Raw genomic sequence first — 18,694 nt, 5'->3', positions numbered from 1 at the left:
TGCGGGCGGACGTCCATTGCCAAGCTTTGGATAATGCGGCGTAACGGCACCCCCCATTTCTAAAGAGGGGGATAAGTCCGGCAACAAACGACTTCGTTAAAATAATTACCATGTTCATCTGTGAGCGCGTCATACATCCCGAAGCAAAACATGGCAATTTCCCTTCATTACAACATTACAAATGTAAATATTTGAAAGAGCCTGTCTAAGGATATTTCCTCCATGTTAGTCTGGAATCCATTTCCTCTTATCTTTCCTGGTTCGGGAGAAACACTGTGCGCACCGTTCTGCTTGCCGTCCTGCTCCTGATTCAATCCTTGTCCGCTCTTGCCGCACTCAGTGGCGGTGTAAGTAATTTTGGAGCAAGCAATAACCCTACCCGGGTGCGCCAGTTGGCGGCACAATCAGGCAATGGTCAGGACTACCGCATCAGTGAAACCAGTTTGCCAAATGGCACGCTGGTGCGTGAATTTGTCCGTCTCGATGGAATTGTCTTCGCTGTCAGCTGGAGCGGCCCATTTGTGCCGGATCTACGCAGCTTGCTAGGCAGGCATTTTGACACGTTGACCAGTGAAACTGCCAAGCAGACCCGGGCCGGGCGCAGTCAGGTACACATTGCACGTCCCGATGTAGAGATATCCATCAGTGGACACATGCGCGCCTATGCAGGTCGGGCATGGGTGATATCCGATTTTCCGGCAGGTTTTACGGCCGACGACATCGATTAAATCACAAATGCGGACCCCGAATTTAAGTCTCAAATTTAAGCCCTGAATTTAAGCTCTGAATTTAAGCCCCGAATAAGCGACACATACCATGATGAGCACAAAACATGTTTGGCAGTGGGCATCCCCGCAGGTAAGCAAAAAAACCGCCATGCTTGCTGCAATGGCGCTCAGCCTTCTCTTGCCCGCCTGTGGTGGAGGCGGCAGTACATCCACCGGGTCTGGCACGACGACTGCATCTTCAAGCCAGGCAGCTCCGACAGTGACGATCTCACTCACATCCTCCAGCCTGATTGCCGGACAATCTACCCAATTGAGCTGGTCATCAAGCGGTGCAAACAGTTGTAGTGCGACAGGTGCGTGGACAGGCACACAGACAACTACAGGTAGCATTACCGTAACACAATCCAAGGCTGGCAACTATGCCTATAACCTGAATTGCACAGGCAGCGGCGGCACCGGCAATGCCAGCACCAACCTGACCGTGGCAGGCAACAATACCGCAACGATCGTTATAGATAACGGCCCTGCGGGGATCAGTGGCGGATCTATCAATGTGCCCTTCGTCACTGTGAGCATATGCAGGCCAGGCACCAGTATTTGCCAGACCATAGACCACGTTTTACTTGATACCGGATCGTATGGCTTGCGCCTGGCTGCCCCATTAGATACTGCATTGGCATTGCCAGTTGTTACCACACCATCTGGTGCTGCTGCGGGGGAGTGTGCGCAATTCGTCAGTGGCTATGCCTGGGGCGCGGTCAGGCAAGCGGACGTCAAAATCGCGGATGAAGTAGCCTTATCACAGTCAGTGCATATTTTAAACAGTGCCCCTGCTGGCTATTCTGGCATACCTGCATCCTGCAGCAGCGCGGGTGCCAATATCGGCTCCGTCGCAGCCTTGGGTGCCAATGGCATCCTGGGTGTTGGTCTGTTCAAGCAAGACTGTGGCGATAGTTGTGTGAGTTCTTCAGCCGGTGGCGCATATTACGCCTGTACTGCCAGCAGTTGTCTGCCTTCGACCATGCCATTGGCACAGCAAGTCAGTAATCCGGTAAGCGCCTTTGCAGTAAACAATAATGGTGTCGTGCTATCGTTCCCGGCAGTACCTACGGGTGGTTTGGCAAGTATGACAGGCACATTGACCTTTGGTGTTGATACGCAGGTCAACAACAAACTTGGCAATGCGACCACTTACACTACCAATAGCAGCGGCAATTTCAGCACCACGTATAAAGGGATAACCATGGCATCGAGTTTTCTCGATAGTGGTTCTAATGGTTTGTATTTTAACGATGCAAGCATTGTCACTTGCCGTATAGACATAGGTTTTTATTGTCCAACCAACCTGCTCAATTTGAGCGCCACCAATACTGGCGCAAACGGCAACAGTGGCATCGTCAATTTCACCATAGAAAACCTGGAAAACCTGGGCAATACCATTACCGTGTCATCCATCGGTGGTACCAATGGCCGTGGTCGCCGCTCTTCAGCCAATAGCAGCTTCGACTGGGGCCTGCCTTTCTTTTTTGGCCGACGTGTCATTGTGGGATTTGAAAAATCGGTGAATGGCGTAGCGCAGCGACCATATTGGGCATATTGAATTTTTCTTGCTACCTGACTCAACTCCAAATACCTGCCTCATGTGCATGACATGAGGCAGGTTCATTTGACCGAAGAAGTCATATGCTTAGCATTTGAACGCGTATTTTCCGTATGCCAGAAAAGTACAGCAACTACCACCACCGTCACATTTCCGGGATGCCATTTAAAGTTAACAACTGGCTGAATTGTGAAGTCTGACTGCCCAGCGTGGCCATAACATTGTGGATTGAAGCAAATACCCCGGAGAAGCCCGCTTTTCTCTCAAACCTGCCCATTTCTACGCAAGGCGACTTAACACTCGCGCTTCAATGCTGTGCCAGGCGAGTGAACCTCAACAGTAATGTGCGACAACCCTTTGAAGCGTCGAAGTTCCTCATGGTAATACATGGGCCCACGTTGTAGTTCAGGCGTAAGCACTGACACTACCGCCCCAAAATGACCGGGGCCAAGCCGCCATACATGCAAATCAAGCAAACTGTCGCCAGCAGCATCAACTACCGCCCGGACTTTATTAGCCATCATGTCATCAGCACTGACATCCATCAGGATTTTCCCAGTGTCACGAATCAAACCGTATGACCAGTTGGCGATGACTAAAGCCCCGACAATACCGGCTAAAGGATCCATCCATAGCCAACCAAATGACTTCGCCAACAAGAGGCCGATGATAGCCAGCACAGAAACCGCAGCATCTGCAATAACGTGAATATAGGCTGCCCGCATATTGTGGTCACGATGATCAACGCCATGGTCATCATGGCCGTGCGCATGTTCGGCAAATTCTACAGTGTGAATGGCATCATGCAATGAAATCTCAGCTGTAAAGGAGTGCGGTTCGGGAATATCTGTGGTCGACTGCAAGAAACCGCCTTGATGGTAAAAAGCGAATTCCTGACGTGCGCCGTTTGGCCGAATGGTTGTTACGGTCACATTTTTTGCTGTTAACGCTGCCCCTTCCGTTTCAGTATGTATGCGAAACACAGGAGGAATGCCATCTTCAAAAATAGACAGCGCGAATATGCCAGCAGGCGTCTCTACATGCTGCACTTCTTCATCGTGGCTGTGCTCTACATATCCGCCGTGCTTATGACCATGACTGTGTCCATGATGGTCGTCGCCACTCAGCAGCCACGCACTGACAATATTAACCAATAGACCTGCAACGGCAATAGGAATCGCCTCGGTGAAGTGGATAGCCACTGGTGCCATAAGACGAGCGACGGCTTCATAACCTATCAATAAGGCGATCATCGCCAGGACAATCGCGCTGGTGAAGCCCGCTAAATCGCCTAGCTTGCCCGTTCCAAACACGAAACGCCGGTCATTGGCATGCTTGCGCGCATAGGTGTAAGCAAGTGCCGCAATCAACATGGCGCCAGCATGTGTAGACATGTGCAAGCCATCTGCCACCAGCGCCAGGGACCCAAACAAGCTACCGCCAATAATCTCGGCGATCATCATGGCGCTGCAAAGTGCTATCACCGCCCAGGTCTTGCGTTCATTCTTTTCATGTCCTGCACCCAGGAAGACGTGGTCATGGTCAACCGCGAATGGGGTTTCATATAGTTCAGTCATGACAAACTCACTTAAAATAACTGTGGACAACATCAATCAACTGCTCTTTGGCGTCACTTTGCTCACCGCCAGGTGCATCGGCATCGACAAGATGGGTGCGAATGTGATCTTCCAGCACCACAGCCAGTAAACCCGTCATCGCTCCACGGCAACTGGTGATCTGTTGCAACACGTGGATACAATCATTTTCTTCCGTTAAAGCGCGTTCAATAGCGTCAACTTGTCCGCGGATACGACGTACCCGGTTCAACAGTTTTTGCTTATCGCGGATTGTGTGACCCATGGCAGCCTCCGAATATAGGGAGGGGGACTATATCATAAAATGATTATCAGGTATTGAATCAATCAGAATGGCGTCAAAAAAAGGCAGCGCATCGCGCTGCCTTCTTGAGCAACAATTGCAACAATACTAGAACATGACTTTGCCGGACAGCATGAAGCTGCGCGGCGCTTGCCATTGATATTGATCCAAAGCCACCGTAGAGCCCGTTGAAATTGCTGTGACTTTCCGGCTGTCAGTCAAGTTATAGACACTAAGCTGAATCTTGACTTTTTTCAGCATGCTGCCTATGTGATCGAAAGTGTATGCAATGTTAAGATCAGTGTTGTCATAGGCATCAATCTTGTAGGCAGCAGGTTCGTTGTTCTGCGCATATTGCTGACCAACAATCTTGTAGATCATCGAAGCATTCCATGGTCCTTGGTTGTATTGCAACCCAAGTGCGCCAGTCATGTCGGGAGACTTGGTAATCGAACCGATACCGGCTGTATTTCCATTCTTGAATTTGGCGCTGTTCTTGGAATAGTTTGCATAAACTGACCATCCAGAACCAAGCAAATATGCACCTTCGATTTCGAAGCCTTTATAAACTGTTCCACCTTGATTAAAGAACACAGTCTGACCGGCCACAGTACTCGAACCAATCTGGTTGTTAAAATCAATGTAATACAGATCGGCAGCAACAGTGAAGCGGTCCGATTTATGGACTGCGCCAATCTGATAGTTTGTCGTAGTCTGTGGGTCAGGAGTGTTCGCCGGTGTTACCACCTGCAATGCGGTACCCAGAATAGGTGCTTGCATGCCCTTGGCGTACTGGGCATAAACAGAATTTTCCTTGTCTACAGCATGATTGACAGTCAGGAAAGGGAGTGAAGCCTTATAAGTTTCCGAGAAATTGGCCGGAACACTTGAACCTTGATTTTTAACAGCGTCAACACTGCGTTTGAAATTCATGTATTTGAAACCAGGTGTTATTGTCGTGTTTTCCGATGCTGCCCACTCAAATTCGACAAAAGGCTGGTACTGCGTCCAACTAGAATCTTGGTTGAATTTAGTACCTTTGCCAGCAAAAGTCGGATCAAGGTAAGTCATCGTCGTCATGTCCATGCCATACTGATGACGACGAGTATCAGCATTTTCTAACCACAGACCTGCGCGCAACAGACCCGCCTCAAACTGCTTGGTCGCTTTGAAGATGTCGCCATTGACGCGGTAATGGTTTAACTTGTCATAACCTAACACTCCGCCAACTGGCACCTTCGCGCCAGAATAGGAACTCGCATTGGTACCTGCTCCCGCAGCAATGATGCCAGGTCCCAGATAACCGCTTGCATCAAACCCGGCGAAAGTGGCATTGTCGTAGTAGTAGCTGTAGAGGTTATTGTCAGTCTGAAAGCCATCACCCCAGTTCGTCTGCAAACGGAGGTATTCCATATCCGTTTTCTTGTGAACCGTGTTGTAACCATAATAGCCCTGGCTGGTAGGGTCATTGTTCAGGCTGTAGTTCTTGCCGAACTGTGCAGCCTGTGCAAGTGTTGCACCAGAGGTTGAATCAGGTAATTGGGTTTTGATGTCGTTATACGTGGCAAACACAGTCATGCGCGTGTTCTGACCAAGCTTCTGGGCATACTTAACGACGAGATTGGATCCATCCATCGTGTTGTAGGTCAGATAGCCGTCGCTTTTGATGTTCTGCACATTTAATTGCAAAGTAGCGTCGTTGTCACCCATCTTTCCACTTTCGAAGGCAACACCAAACAGATTGGTGTTCCAACCGCCGCGCGAATAGTAAACTTCTGTAGAACGATTTGCTGATGGAGTTTTGGAATACAAATTGATACTGCCACCATAGGTAGCTTGGCCAAGGTTGCTGGCGTTGCCAGGACCACGTTCAACCACCACACCACCGATCACCGCTGCCGGAAAATAAGCTGTTGAATGGTGAGTAGGATCATTAGTATCACCAAATGGAATACCGTCCCAAGTTACGTTGTATTGCGCATCCTGAAAGCCGCGCAACACGGTTTTAGTATCTGATGTTCCTGGACCATTTGGCGAGGGTTGTGTTGACGCACCTGGCGCTATACCAGCGATAGTGTTGAAGTTACCCGTCGGTGCCACCGATTGTTCGATGAATACCCGTGAAATGATAGACTGTGGCTGAGTCGCTAACAAGTTGACCTGGGTAGGTGCAACAGCAGAGATAGAATTGGATTTAGCAGAGATCTCCACCACCTGACTAGCCCCCCCCTGTGTACCGACAGTTCCCAGGTTAACTTGATCTTGTGACTGAGCTTGTGGTTGAGTCTGTGCTTGAGAAAACTGCGCGGCAGAGCAAGACAAGAATAAAATAGAGATAGCTTGTCCAATTACTGAAGTTCGCTTTCGGAATTGAGAAATGCACGTCATGAGTGGTCCCTGGCTGGATTGGTGGTGTGATAAACCGGCTTCTCCAGCCATGATACCAATCAACTATGACACCTTTATTACCTTACCAATTCCTCGTGCATGTCCACATGAGCAAGTCCAATAGTAAAGGTGCCACATTCTCAATTCATATGACACATGTTTGACGCACTCTGCATATTAAGTTTGACGTGTACACTCAAACGACTTTCTTGCAAAATTGCAGTACTTCCGGGGGCCTGTTCCCCCCAATTTAATCAAACAGATTCGCACTTATTTTTTAGAAAAAGACATTACTGTAAAAGAGCCTTGCGCTATTGCAGGAAGATAAATAGTTTTTGTCCTGGCATCCATCGCCATGGTTTTCGCACCTTGCGCCGTTTTCACATTTTCCACTAAGACATAGTGATTGGCGTCTTTTTGGTGAATCACCGACAAAGTACCGCCAGCATCGCCGTTCGACGAAAATATAGTGCCAGTTTCTTCATCATAGATAGCCGCGTCGGCATGTTCACCAATCTTAATTTGGGAGACAAGATGTCCGTTTTTTGCATCTGTAACGACCATTACTTTATTATGGCAAACTGAAAATAATCTGTCGTGGGCGATGTCCATTGCTAATCCCGTAGGTTCTTCACATCCATTCAGATGCCAAGTGGACACCACCGTGTTACTAGCCACATCAATTGCTTGCAATTCGGCTTTATCTTCAATGTTGAAGAAGATTTTTCCGTTATGGTTACTGACCGCAAACTCAGGTTTTCCTGAAGCAGGTATCGTTGTTACCACACCCAAAGTACGGGCATCAATGACAGTCACGTTTTTCGATTTTCCATTAAAAGTAAATAATTTATGACTGTCTTTTTCATACAGAATCGCGTCAGGATTACTACCGGATATACTGATCTCCTGTTTGACTTTTAAGGTATCAAGATCAAATACTGTGATCGTGTTAGCCCGACCATTAGAGGTGAACCCCAGATTTAAATCCTGGGCAAAAGCAATTCCGTGAACACCCTGGGTATTGGCTATTTCACCCACCTCTTTTCCTGACGCCAAATCTACGACTTGCACATGATCTGCACGGCTCAAAAATAAGCGACTTCTAACTGGGTCTATATCCAGATAGTCCCATTTGCTTGCGATACCCAACTCCCAGCGCTGGTCCAGCTGATAGCCGGAATTTCCTGCCTGCGCTGCAGATTGCGCCAAGGATGCAGTTGCCAACATAGCTGCAACAATTAATTGTCTTCTAATTTTTTTCATAAAATATATCCATTGTTTTTATACTGATTTCAATCACAAGAACTGACGCAAACATTGCCCTGCAAAGCGTGACGATGCAGGTCATGGTAGACGAATGGTAAGTAGCCATAACGCTGCTGGAGCAGTTTTTCGTCTATCTTGGTAACTAATGTTTATGCCGATTTGATATGTCGTACCATCATACTCCTGCAGCATGGTTCGATTTGTTATGTTATCAAGAAGAAATGTGATTCATGGCGACACGCCAAGCACGTCTGTGCCTGCAAGCTCCACATCTTAGGGAGTGTATGTGACAGGGAAGCTACAGCAAAAGAAAAGCCGATTTGCCGTTGTTTTTGCATTGTTTTAACGATGGCTTAAGTATTCACCTGAGAAACTGTAGCTTTGCGTTCTATTATTTATTGCCAGGCTGCCGCAACCAGACGGTCAGATCGCTGAGATCCAGGTTTGACTTATTTCCTATCAAATCACACCAAACAGCCTGTGAAACCATTTCTTCATAATATGGGTAAGTACCAGATAGATGGCAAGCATGGCGGTAACGATGGGCCAGTACGACCAAGGAAGTGCGACGAAACCCAGGGAACTGGCAAACGGCGAATAAGGCAGCCAGATTCCAACGCAGCAAATGGCAACACTGGTCAATATCAGTGGCGTACTGGCGCGGCTTTCCACAAAGGGAATCCTGGAGGTACGGATGATGTGGATAATCAGGGTTTGTGACAACAATGATTCCACAAACCAGCCTGTCTGGAACAAGGAAGCCTGAGCCAATGTCCTGGCGTCAAAAAAATAATACATGGTTGCGAAAATCGCATAATCGAAAATAGAACTGATTGGCCCGATAAAGAACATAAAGCGGGCGATGTTATTGATTTCCCATTGACGTGGTTTATCCAGGTATTCAGGATCGATGTTATCGGTGGGGATTGCAGTCTGTGAAAAATCATACAACAAGTTATTTGCCAGCACTTGTATCGGTGCCATGGGCAAGAAAGGCAACCAGGCGCTGGCACCAAGCACACTGAACATATTGCCGAAATTCGAGCTGGCACCCATGCGTATATATTTGATGATGTTGCCAAACACCTTGCGTCCTTCAATGACGCCTTCATCCAATACCAGCAGGCTCTTCTCCAGCAAAATGATATCGGCTGACTCCTTTGCGATATCGACTGCCGTATCGACCGAAATACCGACGTCGGCTGCTTTAAGAGCTGGTCCGTCATTGATGCCGTCACCTAAATAACCTACTACATGCCCCCGGCGGTGTAGCGCCTCAATCACCATGACTTTTTGCGAAGGCGACAGCTTGGCAAACACCTGAGCTGCTTCTGCAGCATCGCAGCGTTCATCGAGGCTGAGTTTTTCAAAATCACTGCCTAGCATGATTTTATCGACTTGCAAGCCTACGTCTTTACAGATTTTCCTTGTGACGATATCGTTATCCCCAGTCAGGATTTTTACACTGACACCATGCTTGGCAAGCGCCGCCAGGGCAGCACTGACACTGTCTTTTGGCGGGTCCAGGAACGCGATGTAGCCCAATAAGATGAGATCAGTTTCATCCTTCACTGAGAAATCTGTCTTACTTGCGTCAACCCGCTTGTAAGCGATGGAAATAACCCTGAAGCCGTTCTCATTCAAATCTTTACTCTCGGCCTGGAGCGAGGTCAAATGGCTTGCATCGAGATCAAATGTCTTGCCATCCAGTTCGCCATGAGAACAGGCATTGAACACTTCCTCCACCGCACCTTTGCAAATTAGCAGGCGTTCGCCATGGCCATCGACTATCACTGACATTCTGCGACGCATGAAGTCAAATGGAATTTCGTCGACTTTGCTATATTCGCCGGTGGCATGTAGCTTTTCATGCACTTCGTTATATTTCAACACGGCAACGTCAAGCAAATTCTTCAGGCCCGATTGGTAGTAACTGTTAAGGTAAGCAAAATCGAGTACCCGTTCACTTGGCTTACCGTTCAGGTCCACATATTTTTCCAGGATGATACGGTCTTGCGTCAACGTCCCCGTCTTATCGGTACAGAGTATGTCCATGGCACCAAAATTCTGGATTGCATTGAGCCGCTTGACGATCACTTTCTTCGCGGACATCGCTAATGCCCCCTTACTCAGGTTCACTGTCACCAGCATGGGCAACATCTCGGGCGTAAGACCAACGGCAACGGCTGTAGCGAATAGCAGGGCTTCCAGCCAATTGCCCTTGCTTATTCCATTGATGACGAACACCAAAGGCACCATGACGGCAATGAAACGTATCATCAACCAGGTAAAACGGGTGATGCCACGATCAAAACTGGTAGGTGCCCGTTCACCAGCAATAGCTTTGGCGATGCCGCCAAAGACTGCCCGCGCACCTGTATGGATAACGACAGCGGTTGCAGTGCCACTGGCAACATTGGTGCCCATGAAGCAGACATTGCGCAACTGCAGGTAGTCAACACCGGCTGGCTCAACCAGGGGAAATTTCTCGGATGGCAACGCTTCACCCGTCATTGACGCCTGGTTGACAAACAAGTCTTTGGCAGTGAGCAAGCGAATGTCGGCCGGCACCATATCACCAGCTGACAAATGTACGACATCGCCAGGCACGAGCTGACTGATTGGAATTTCTTTTGTGGACGCGGCTGAGGCGGCACCTGAAATGTCTGAAGATGCACGACGCAATACGGTGGCCGTGGTATGTACCATTGCCCTCAATGCAGCCGCCGCACGGCTTGATCGTCTTTCCTGGATAAAAGCCAGAGTGACGCTCAAGATCACCATAGCGGCAATGATACCTGCCGATTCTAAATTGTGCGTCGCCAGCGACACACTGGCCAAAATCAACAGTAGAATATTGAGTGGATTGCCCAATCTTTGCAACAACTGCACGACAAGGTTTTTTTCTGTCTCTTCAGCAATCGCGTTGGAACCAAACGCTTTAAGGCGCACCTCTATATCGTAATCAAGTAAGCCCAAAGAATTACTGTCAAGTTTTTGCATTAACTCCGCTAAATCAAGTGCAGCCAGCGCACTCAATTCATGTTGGTTAGTCTGCTCAGCATGATTTGGCTGCGATAGTTCATGCGAACCGTGAAGACGCGAAAATTGCTTTCGTAGATAGTCGTAGAGTTGCATGACATGTTTCCAGTAAAGTGAAACTACAGCAACACTTGTCGCGGCATCGGTTAAAAAATGCCGGTATCAAGAGCAAATAAACCGATGGCCTATTTGTAAGTTCTAAAGATATTAACGTGGCTATCCTACCTTTGCCTTAGGCATTTAGATTTGACCTAACTCAAGCAAACGTGGGTAGAACAATACAGTAGCTTGCAGTGCGATGTACGTTGGATCAGTTGGACAACCAGTTAGCTATACTTATATCACTGTTTGTTGCCATAACTTGTTTCACCAATAGGAGTGAACAGGTCAGCCTGGTGGCTGACCACGGAAGTTGAGAGTGGAATTGGCAAAGAAAGCACTGATTATCAGAAAATTGTCACATAAATTGAGGCCGATTGCCGCAAAAGCTGAGATTTTTTTTATTTGTGTCAGAGAAAATGAGATTTTCTCGATTTCACTTTTTTTTTTGAAATCTACGTCTAAATATTGAGCCCACTTTGCCAGGTGATAGTAGTCATTCTTATCACATCCATTTTCTCAATACATACAGGTGAATGCACGGATGAAGGATATCGAAAAAGAGCTGATACAAGCGGCTTACCGTCATGGTCAATCGCAAAAAACGCTGTATATCGTGATCGATGAGGCGCACTTGCTGGATGTGGGCATTTTACGTAAATTGCGCTTGTTGTTTGAGCGTTTCCCTAAAAAGCACAATCTGGTGTTGCTGGGCCATCCTGAGTTGATGTTTCGTTTGTCAATGACGTGTAATGAAGACATCAAGAGCCGGATCAGTTATTCCAGGCAGGTGCTGCCGTTGCATGACGATGACTTGATCAGGTTTGTCATCACCGAGCTGGCTGCCGTTGGTTTGGGCGCCAATACTTTCGATGAAGCAGCCTTGCAGGTCGTGTTGCGGGCGGTGCAGGGTAATTTACGGCTATGTCATAACCTTTGTTACGCTACTCTGATTGCGACTTGCCTTGCGCATCAACGCATTTGCACGGTGTCGCATGTCAATGCCGCGCTTCTGCAACCGCACTGGCGGTCACACGATGCTTTGCTTAAGCAACAGGTCAAACCGCAGCGGGTGTCATCATGAGCATGCACATCCACAAGCTCACCACTTACCTTCGGCCAAAGGATGCGTACAATATCGTTGAATTCCTTGATCAGGTGCGTGATATGTTGATGCAGACTTATGGTGATGAAATAAAAATCATGCAACAAGAAGCATCACAGAGCAATCCAGCACAAAGAGAGTCGGATGATGAGTCGTTTTAGCAGGTAGCCAAAATCATCGTATCGTTCGGGGGCGTCATGCCCTCTTTTACACAGCATTCGATATGACGGCAATTGGGTTGTCGTTATGATTCAAGTGAAGTTGGACATGCAAAACCGTATGACCGGAATGGGGTAATCCACACTCAATCTTGCCAAAATCGTGCGATGGCAATTTGGGAGGAAGTACGATGGAAGCGGCGTGCGCAACACCTACTTCAAATCCTCATGCCTCAATAAAACGAAATCTTTCGCACTTTGGCTCAATCTCTCCTGCAAATCTGCTGAACGTGAAGTGTCATTTACATAGAATAAAATTTTATGCCCAGGAAATGACATTTCAGCAGGCTCATCATCAATAGGGTCAACATTCAGTTTCAAGACAAAATTCTCGTCGCCAGTTTTCCCCCATTTGTAATATTCCCCTCCCTGATAGTCACTATTGCGAACCTCAAATTGAATCTCAAGGGAGGATTCGAGAATTTTCCTTGCGCCACTGATGTCATCTAAAACAAAACCATAAAGATCGTAGACCGCCATATTCTTATTTCCTTCCAGGTAAAACCACACTCGGAGCTTTCTGAGAGGCTGTCGCCGTATTGTTATAGATCATGAAATTAACTTCCCTACCAGCTTGTTGGCCCATTTGGTTCGACAAGTCAAACACCCCAAGCGCGCGCAAGTCTCGTTCTGTAAGCGGCCCAGTACGGGTTCCACCTGAACGCAAACCAATACCCAATTCTTTAGCTCGCGCCAACATAGAGGGGTCTGCAAGTGCAACGTCAAAGTCACTCACATGGCCAACATCAAACGGTTGGCCAGTTTTAAAGCTCTTCCCGGTGACGGCACTTCCTTGAAGTAACGGCTCCGCATTCTCGTATCCTGCTCGGCCTAGCCCAGTACGCATATTGCTACCGAATTGGGCAAATTCGTCCACGTTTGCAAAGCCAAACGGCACTGTGCTATTTGCCCCACCAGATCCTGGCGGCACAATATATGCCGGCTGAGGCATGTCACTTATTGCCAGAAGATCCTAGTTGAATTGACTAAAATCCGGCTTCCGCTTCTGGAAAAAAGCCATAAACGCCTCCTTCGCTTCCGGACCACTCAGCATGGCGGCGAAGTGCTTGTTTTCTTCCAGCATCTTAGCGCTGATAGCTGCAGGCTGGTTGCCTTTCATCAGACGTTTGGTGACACGGATGGACGCTGCCGGCAAAGCAGCCAGCTTGGCTGCTTGCTGTTGCGCATAAGGCAGCAATTCTTCGAGTGGCAAGACCTTATTGACGAAACCCATTTCAAACGCTTCCTGGGCGCTGAAGGCTTCACCCAGCATGAGTTTTTCTGCGGCGCGCTGATAACCGACGATTTGCTGGAACACCATGCTGGAAGCAAATTCAGGGCACAAGCCCAATTGCGTGAAGGGCATGGAAAGTTTGGCATTGTCAGCCAGGTAAATCATGTCGCAATGCATGAGCAAGGTGGTGCCTATGCCGACGGCGGCACCAGACACAACAGCAATGACAGGCTTGCCGATTTCATTCAATGCCTGCATGAATTGGTACACCGGCGGCAAATTGTCTGGTGAGGCGATGCTGCCAGAATTTTTCATGAAATCTTCGAGATCATTACCTGCTGTAAAAATCTCCGGCTTGCCGGTGATCAGAATAGCGCGCACGGCGACATCGGTTTCTGCATCACGCAGAGCGTCAGCCATGGCCTGGTACATGGCCTGGGTAATGGCGTTTTTCTTTTCAGGACGATTGAAATTGATCGTCAAAATACCGTTTTCTTTGTGGGTCAGGATATCCATTGTCTAGTCTCTTATCTTCAGGTCGATTGTTTTATTGAAGCAGTATTTGAAGCAGTATTTAAAGCGGCATTTGGAGCAGTGTTGAGCCATTGTAAGGCTTGCTGCCAAAGTGTGTTGCGGAACTGTGGGCGGAAAAAGCCGAAATGTCCTATGCGTTTTGCATTCACTTCTGCGGGATGGATATAACGCCGTTCCACCGAAGCGTTGCTGTAATAATCATGCATGCTATCTATGCTGCGACGGCTCATCATTTCATCATCGGTAAAGCTCATGCACAGTATGGGTTTGTGGATTTTATGATGCCCGGTCTGCATGGGGCTGCCATCTTTTTCCACAAAATACGCAGGGTTGCGACACCAGCGTGACCATTGGTAGATCACCCCCTTGGGTAAATCACCCACCTTGCGCATTTTTTTTCCAGGGAAATAGCCCCACAGGCGCGTGTACAGAGGAACCAGGAAATACCACATCAACCAGACGAAACGCTTCAACTGCGGTGCATTATCTCGCCAGTAGCCGCTGCCACAACCAACGGTCAGCATGCCATCTATCAGGTGATTGTCCGGCACCAGACCTGGCAGCTGACCGCCCAGTGAATGACCAACAATCAGCAGCGGTACATCCGGCTGCCATTCTTTGGCGGTCTTCAGGGCAGCGTTGTAGTCTTTCTCGGCCCAGTCATTGATATTCGCCTTGAAACCACGCAACGATCCACGATACTGGTCAGGAATGGATTCACCCATGCCGCGATAGTCAAAGCTCAATACGGCAATGCCATGTTCAGCCAAAAATTCTGCAAAGGGCTCATAGAAATTCTGCTTCACTCCCATGGCCGCAGGCATGACCACCACCGATTGTATGCCGACAGCAGGTGTAAATTTCTTTGCTGTCAGCACCGTGCCATCAGCAGTAATAATTTGTATCGTCTCCATCACAACTCCTTAAAAAAAACCGCGCAGAAAATTCAGTCTGCGCGGTTTGTTTTACTCAGGCAGTCCAGCTTACATGCGTTCAAAAATACCGGCAGCGCCCATACCTGTACCGACGCACATGGTGACCATGCCGTATTTCAGGTTATTGCGATGCAGGGCATGGATAGTCGTTGCTGAACGGATCGCACCAGTTGCCCCCAGCGGATGACCCAGAGCAATTGCGCCGCCCATAGGGTTGACCTTGGCTGGGTCCAGTCCCAGGTCTTGCACCACGGCCAGAGATTGTGCAGCGAACGCTTCATTCAATTCAAACCAGTCGATCTGATCTTGCGTAATGCCAGCGGCACGGCATGCAGCCGGGATAGCTTCTTTAGGACCGATACCCATGATTTCTGGTGGTACGCCACGTACTGCAAAAGAAGCGAAACGTGCCAGTGGGGTCAGGTTGAATTGCTTGAGGATTTTTTCGCTGACGATGATCAGGGCACCAGCACCATCGGAAGTTTGTGAGCTGTTACCTGCTGTAACGCTGCCTTTGGCGGCGAACACAGGCTTCAGCTTGGCCAAACCTTCGATAGAGGTGTCTGGGCGTGCGCCTTCGTCACGACTGACGGTACGTGTTTTCAGTTCGATTTCGCCAGTGGCCAGGTTCGGCACACGGTCGATGATATCGACAGAGGTTGTTTCTGCATCGAAGTAACCGGCGTTTTGTGCAGCAATTGCGCGCTGGTGTGATTGCAGGGCAAATGCATCTTGCGCTTCGCGGGATACTTTCCATTGCTGGGCAACTTTTTCTGCTGTCAGACCCATACCGTAAGCCATGCCGACGTTTTCGTCTTTCAGGATAGCCATGTTCATGGATGGGCTATTACCCATCATAGGCACCATGGACATAGATTCGACACCACCAGCAATCATCACGTCAGCCTGACCGACGCGGATACGGTCTGCCGCCATCGCAACGGCAGTAATGCCGGATGCGCAATAACGGTTGATGGTGACGCCACCGATGGTATTTGGCAAACCCGCCAGCAACACGCCCATGCGCGCCAGGTTCAGGCCTTGCGGGCCTTCGGGGAAAGAGCAACCAATGATCGCATCTTCAGCCAGCTTTGGATCAAGGTTAGGCACTTGCGCAAAAGCAGATTGCAATACGCGCACCAGCAGGTCGTCAGGGCGGGTGTTACGGAACATGCCACGACCAGATTTGCCGATCGGGGTACGGGTAGCAGAGACGATGTAGGCGTCTTGGAGTTGTTTAGTCATGTTAATGTACCTCGATTAGTTACGGACTGGCTTGCCAGTTTGCATCATGCCCATAATGCGCTCTTGTGTTTTTGGATGATTCAGCAATTCCATAAACGCTTTGCGCTCCATGTCGAGCAACCATTGCTCGCTGACCAGGCTGCCATTATCGATGTCGCCACCGCTGACCACTTCAGCAATCATTTTGCCCAATTTAAAATCATGTGCAGAGATGAAACCACCATCACGCATATTGATCAGTTGTGCAGCGATAGTCGCAATGCCATGGCGTCCAGTGACAGGCACCAGTTTGCGCATCGGTGCACGGTAACCGGAATCAAACATGGCCCGTGCTTCTACCTTGGCAACGTGCAGCAACTCATATGGGTTGAAGACGATGACGTCATCCGCAGACAGGTAACCCATCTTCTGTGCTTCCAGCGCAGATTTGGATACGGCAGCTGTGGCTGCATTGGTGAAGTAGTTTTTCAGGAACTGCAGCACATCTGTGCCTTTGGCATCTGCCGCTGCACGCACTGCTGCTTCTTTCAAACCACCGCCACCAGGCACCAGACCAACACCGACTTCGACCAAGCCGATGTACGATTCAATGGAAGCCACGCGTTTGGCCGTGTGCATCATCAATTCGCAACCACCGCCGAGTGCCAGACCAGATACGGCAGCAACCACAGGGATATTCGCGTATTTCAAAGCCTGATGCGCATTTTGCAGGCGCGAGATCGCTGGCTCTATCGCTTTTACACCGCCAGACATGAACAATGGCAGCATGGCTTGCAAGTCAGCACCAGCAGAGAAGGCACCGCCGTCAGCTGCGTCTGCACTCCAGATGACCAGACCCTTGAAGTTCTTCTCGGCTTCGGCGATGGCTTTTTCCATGCCTTCGATCACGCCTGGACCAATCACGTGCATCTTGGTCTTCAGCGACAGGACCAATACGTCGTCATTCTGATGCCAGATACGGACAGATTCATCTTCAAAGAAAGTTGTGCCGGCTGTTGCACCTGTGGCTACGCCTGTGCCCAATACCGGAGCACGGAAGGCTTGGCGGTTATATACAGCCAATGTAGAACGTGGCACAAACTTGCCGCTGGCTGGTGACCAGGAGCCTTCTGCTGTATGGACGCCCGCATTTTCTGCAACCTTGCCATCGAATACCCAGGCTGGCAGCGGTGCATTGCACAGAGCCTTGCCAGCTTCGATATCTTCCTTGACCCAACCAGCGACTTCTTGCCAGCCAGATGCCTGCCACGTTTCAAACGGGCCGACATTCCAGCCAAAGCCCCAGCGCATGGCAAAGTCGATATCGCGCGCGTTGTCGGCTATCGTTGCGCCATGGAAGGCGATGTAATGGAAAGCATCGCGGAAAATCGCCCACAGGAACTGTGCCTGCACATTGGTCGATTCACGCAGGGTCTTCATTTTCTTGACCGGGTCTTTTTCTTTCAACATGCGGGCGACGACGTCGTCAGCCTTGGCACCGCCAGTCACATATTGTGCTGTAGCAAAGTCCAGGCGCTGGATATCTTTGCCGACTTTCTTGTAAAAACCTGCACCGGATTTTTGTCCCAAAGCACCAGCAGCGACCAGTTTGGCCAGCACTTCAGGTGTTTTGTAGACAGCAAAGAAAGGATCATCAGACAGATTGTCTTGCATGGTCTTGATAACATGGCCCATGGTATCCAGACCAACCACGTCCGCAGTACGGAAGGTACCAGAAGAAGCACGACCCAGTTTTTTGCCGGTCAGGTCATCGACGACATCCACAGTCAGGCCGAATTTTTCTGCTTCATACATCGTTGCCAGCATGCCGAAGATACCGACGCGATTGGCAATGAAGTTAGGTGTGTCTTTGGCACGGACCACGCCTTTACCCAGGGAGGTCGTCAGGAAGCCTTCGAGCTGATCAATGATTTCTGGACGGGTAGCAACGGTAGGGATCAATTCCACCAGGTGCATATAGCGTGGCGGGTTGAAGAAATGCACGCCGCAGAAACGGGCTTTCAGTTCTGCATCAAAGCCATCAGACAAAGCAGTGATAGACAGGCCGGAAGTATTGGATGCGAAAATCGCATTAGGTGCAATGTGCGGGGAAACCTTCTTGTACAGATCATGTTTCCAGTCCATACGTTCTGCAATAGCTTCGATGATCAGATCACAACCGGCCAGCACGTCAAGGTTGTCTTCGTAGTTGGCGACTTCGATGAGGGCAGCGTCTTCCTTGTTGCCCAGTGGGGCAGGGTTGAGTTTTTTCAGGTTCTCGATGGCGCGCAGGACGATGCCGTTCTTCGGACCTTCCTTGGCTGGCAGATCAAACAAGACTACAGGTATTTTTGCATTGATACAGTGAGCAGCAATTTGCGCACCCATCACGCCAGCGCCCAGAACGGCGACTTTTTTAACGATGAAATTGGTCATTTTTAAC

The 18,694-nt window shown here is 49.2% G+C and carries 15 protein-coding genes; 4 read left to right on the top strand and 11 right to left on the bottom strand.

Annotated features, from left to right (window positions below):
- The first annotated feature begins 275 nt into the window (after positions 1-275).
- Both AC1RVX_RS21810 and AC1RVX_RS21805 read left to right on the top strand, forming a co-directional pair.
- Complete coding sequence (locus AC1RVX_RS21810; RefSeq protein ID WP_493218674.1) at positions 276-728, top strand: DUF2844 domain-containing protein; 453 nt, start codon at positions 276-278, stop codon at positions 726-728.
- Positions 729-816: 88 nt separating this feature from the next.
- Positions 817-2,328 carry a DUF3443 family protein gene (locus AC1RVX_RS21805; RefSeq protein ID WP_493218673.1) on the top strand — a complete coding sequence of 504 codons (1,512 nt, stop codon included), beginning with the start codon at positions 817-819 and terminating at the stop codon, positions 2,326-2,328.
- 293 nt (positions 2,329-2,621) lie between these two features.
- Here AC1RVX_RS21805 and dmeF read toward each other — a convergent pair whose 3' ends face one another.
- The 5 genes from dmeF to mgtA all read right to left on the bottom strand — a co-directional run bounded on the left by dmeF (position 2,622) and on the right by mgtA (position 10,998).
- Positions 2,622-3,905 (bottom strand): CDF family Co(II)/Ni(II) efflux transporter DmeF, encoded by a 1,284-nt coding sequence (gene dmeF, locus AC1RVX_RS21800; protein ID WP_493218672.1) that lies wholly within the window; start codon positions 3,903-3,905, stop codon positions 2,622-2,624.
- A 7-nt stretch (positions 3,906-3,912) separates the two neighbouring features.
- Positions 3,913-4,188, bottom strand: a complete 276-nt coding sequence (locus AC1RVX_RS21795; RefSeq protein ID WP_493218671.1) for a metal/formaldehyde-sensitive transcriptional repressor — start codon at positions 4,186-4,188, stop codon at positions 3,913-3,915.
- Between the two features lie 126 nt (positions 4,189-4,314).
- Positions 4,315-6,645: a TonB-dependent receptor gene (locus tag AC1RVX_RS21790; protein ID WP_493218670.1), complete on the bottom strand. Its 2,331-nt coding sequence runs from the start codon at positions 6,643-6,645 to the stop codon at positions 4,315-4,317.
- 219 nt (positions 6,646-6,864) lie between these two features.
- Positions 6,865-7,857: a hypothetical protein gene (locus AC1RVX_RS21785; protein ID WP_493218669.1), complete on the bottom strand. Its 993-nt coding sequence runs from the start codon at positions 7,855-7,857 to the stop codon at positions 6,865-6,867.
- A 462-nt stretch (positions 7,858-8,319) separates the two neighbouring features.
- Positions 8,320-10,998 carry a magnesium-translocating P-type ATPase gene (gene mgtA, locus AC1RVX_RS21780; protein ID WP_493218668.1) on the bottom strand — a complete coding sequence of 893 codons (2,679 nt, stop codon included), beginning with the start codon at positions 10,996-10,998 and terminating at the stop codon, positions 8,320-8,322.
- Positions 10,999-11,545: 547 nt separating this feature from the next.
- Between mgtA and AC1RVX_RS21775 the strand changes: the two genes are divergently transcribed.
- Together AC1RVX_RS21775 and AC1RVX_RS21770 are read left to right on the top strand one after the other, a co-directional pair.
- The gene (locus AC1RVX_RS21775; RefSeq protein ID WP_493218667.1) at positions 11,546-12,085 is read left to right on the top strand and encodes an AAA family ATPase; all 540 of its coding nucleotides are present in this window, start codon (positions 11,546-11,548) and stop codon (positions 12,083-12,085) included.
- Complete coding sequence (locus tag AC1RVX_RS21770; protein WP_493218666.1) at positions 12,082-12,267, top strand: hypothetical protein; 186 nt, start codon at positions 12,082-12,084, stop codon at positions 12,265-12,267. The genes AC1RVX_RS21775 and AC1RVX_RS21770 overlap by 4 nt, the downstream gene beginning before the upstream one ends.
- Before the next feature lie 210 nt (positions 12,268-12,477).
- On the opposite strand, the gene AC1RVX_RS21765 is transcribed toward AC1RVX_RS21770, so the two are convergent.
- The 6 genes from AC1RVX_RS21765 to AC1RVX_RS21740 all read right to left on the bottom strand — a co-directional run bounded on the left by AC1RVX_RS21765 (position 12,478) and on the right by AC1RVX_RS21740 (position 18,687).
- The gene (locus tag AC1RVX_RS21765; protein ID WP_493218665.1) at positions 12,478-12,804 is read right to left on the bottom strand and encodes a hypothetical protein; all 327 of its coding nucleotides are present in this window, start codon (positions 12,802-12,804) and stop codon (positions 12,478-12,480) included.
- A 4-nt stretch (positions 12,805-12,808) separates the two neighbouring features.
- Positions 12,809-13,276, bottom strand: a complete 468-nt coding sequence (locus AC1RVX_RS21760) for a hypothetical protein (RefSeq protein WP_493218664.1) — start codon at positions 13,274-13,276, stop codon at positions 12,809-12,811.
- Positions 13,277-13,297: 21 nt separating this feature from the next.
- Entirely contained in the window at positions 13,298-14,074 is a 777-nt protein-coding gene (locus AC1RVX_RS21755; RefSeq protein WP_493218663.1) for an enoyl-CoA hydratase, read from the bottom strand.
- 17 nt (positions 14,075-14,091) lie between these two features.
- Entirely contained in the window at positions 14,092-15,006 is a 915-nt protein-coding gene (locus tag AC1RVX_RS21750; RefSeq protein ID WP_493218662.1) for an alpha/beta hydrolase family protein, read from the bottom strand.
- A 69-nt stretch (positions 15,007-15,075) separates the two neighbouring features.
- Positions 15,076-16,272, bottom strand: a complete 1,197-nt coding sequence (locus AC1RVX_RS21745; protein ID WP_423034758.1) for an acetyl-CoA C-acyltransferase — start codon at positions 16,270-16,272, stop codon at positions 15,076-15,078.
- A gap of 15 nt (positions 16,273-16,287) precedes the next feature.
- A complete protein-coding gene (locus AC1RVX_RS21740) occupies positions 16,288-18,687 on the bottom strand; it encodes a 3-hydroxyacyl-CoA dehydrogenase/enoyl-CoA hydratase family protein (protein ID WP_493218661.1) in 2,400 nt (799 codons plus the stop codon).
- Positions 18,688-18,694 lie beyond the last annotated feature (7 nt).

This window comes from Undibacterium sp. GW821-FHT11B02, from assembly GCF_058808955.1.
The sequence above is the reverse complement of the archived record's forward strand: the minus strand, read 5'-3'. Positions and strand labels throughout refer to the sequence as shown.

Excerpts from the sequence above, each read along its gene's own strand:
- dmeF (WP_493218672.1), bottom strand. The coding sequence starts at position 3,905 with ATGACTGAACTATATGAAACCCCATTCGCGGTTGACCATGACCACGTC.
- AC1RVX_RS21745 (WP_423034758.1), bottom strand. The coding sequence starts at position 16,272 with ATGACTAAACAACTCCAAGACGCCTACATCGTCTCTGCTACCCGTACC.
- AC1RVX_RS21785 (WP_493218669.1), bottom strand. The coding sequence starts at position 7,857 with ATGAAAAAAATTAGAAGACAATTAATTGTTGCAGCTATGTTGGCAACT.
- AC1RVX_RS21775 (WP_493218667.1), top strand. The coding sequence starts at position 11,546 with ATGAAGGATATCGAAAAAGAGCTGATACAAGCGGCTTACCGTCATGGT.
- AC1RVX_RS21790 (WP_493218670.1), bottom strand. The coding sequence starts at position 6,645 with ATGGCTGGAGAAGCCGGTTTATCACACCACCAATCCAGCCAGGGACCA.
- AC1RVX_RS21795 (WP_493218671.1), bottom strand. The coding sequence starts at position 4,188 with ATGGGTCACACAATCCGCGATAAGCAAAAACTGTTGAACCGGGTACGT.
- AC1RVX_RS21760 (WP_493218664.1), bottom strand. The coding sequence starts at position 13,276 with ATGCCTCAGCCGGCATATATTGTGCCGCCAGGATCTGGTGGGGCAAAT.
- AC1RVX_RS21740 (WP_493218661.1), bottom strand. The coding sequence starts at position 18,687 with ATGACCAATTTCATCGTTAAAAAAGTCGCCGTTCTGGGCGCTGGCGTG.
- AC1RVX_RS21765 (WP_493218665.1), bottom strand. The coding sequence starts at position 12,804 with ATGGCGGTCTACGATCTTTATGGTTTTGTTTTAGATGACATCAGTGGC.
- mgtA (WP_493218668.1), bottom strand. The coding sequence starts at position 10,998 with ATGCAACTCTACGACTATCTACGAAAGCAATTTTCGCGTCTTCACGGT.
- AC1RVX_RS21750 (WP_493218662.1), bottom strand. The coding sequence starts at position 15,006 with ATGGAGACGATACAAATTATTACTGCTGATGGCACGGTGCTGACAGCA.
- AC1RVX_RS21805 (WP_493218673.1), top strand. The coding sequence starts at position 817 with ATGATGAGCACAAAACATGTTTGGCAGTGGGCATCCCCGCAGGTAAGC.
- AC1RVX_RS21770 (WP_493218666.1), top strand. The coding sequence starts at position 12,082 with ATGAGCATGCACATCCACAAGCTCACCACTTACCTTCGGCCAAAGGAT.
- AC1RVX_RS21755 (WP_493218663.1), bottom strand. The coding sequence starts at position 14,074 with ATGGATATCCTGACCCACAAAGAAAACGGTATTTTGACGATCAATTTC.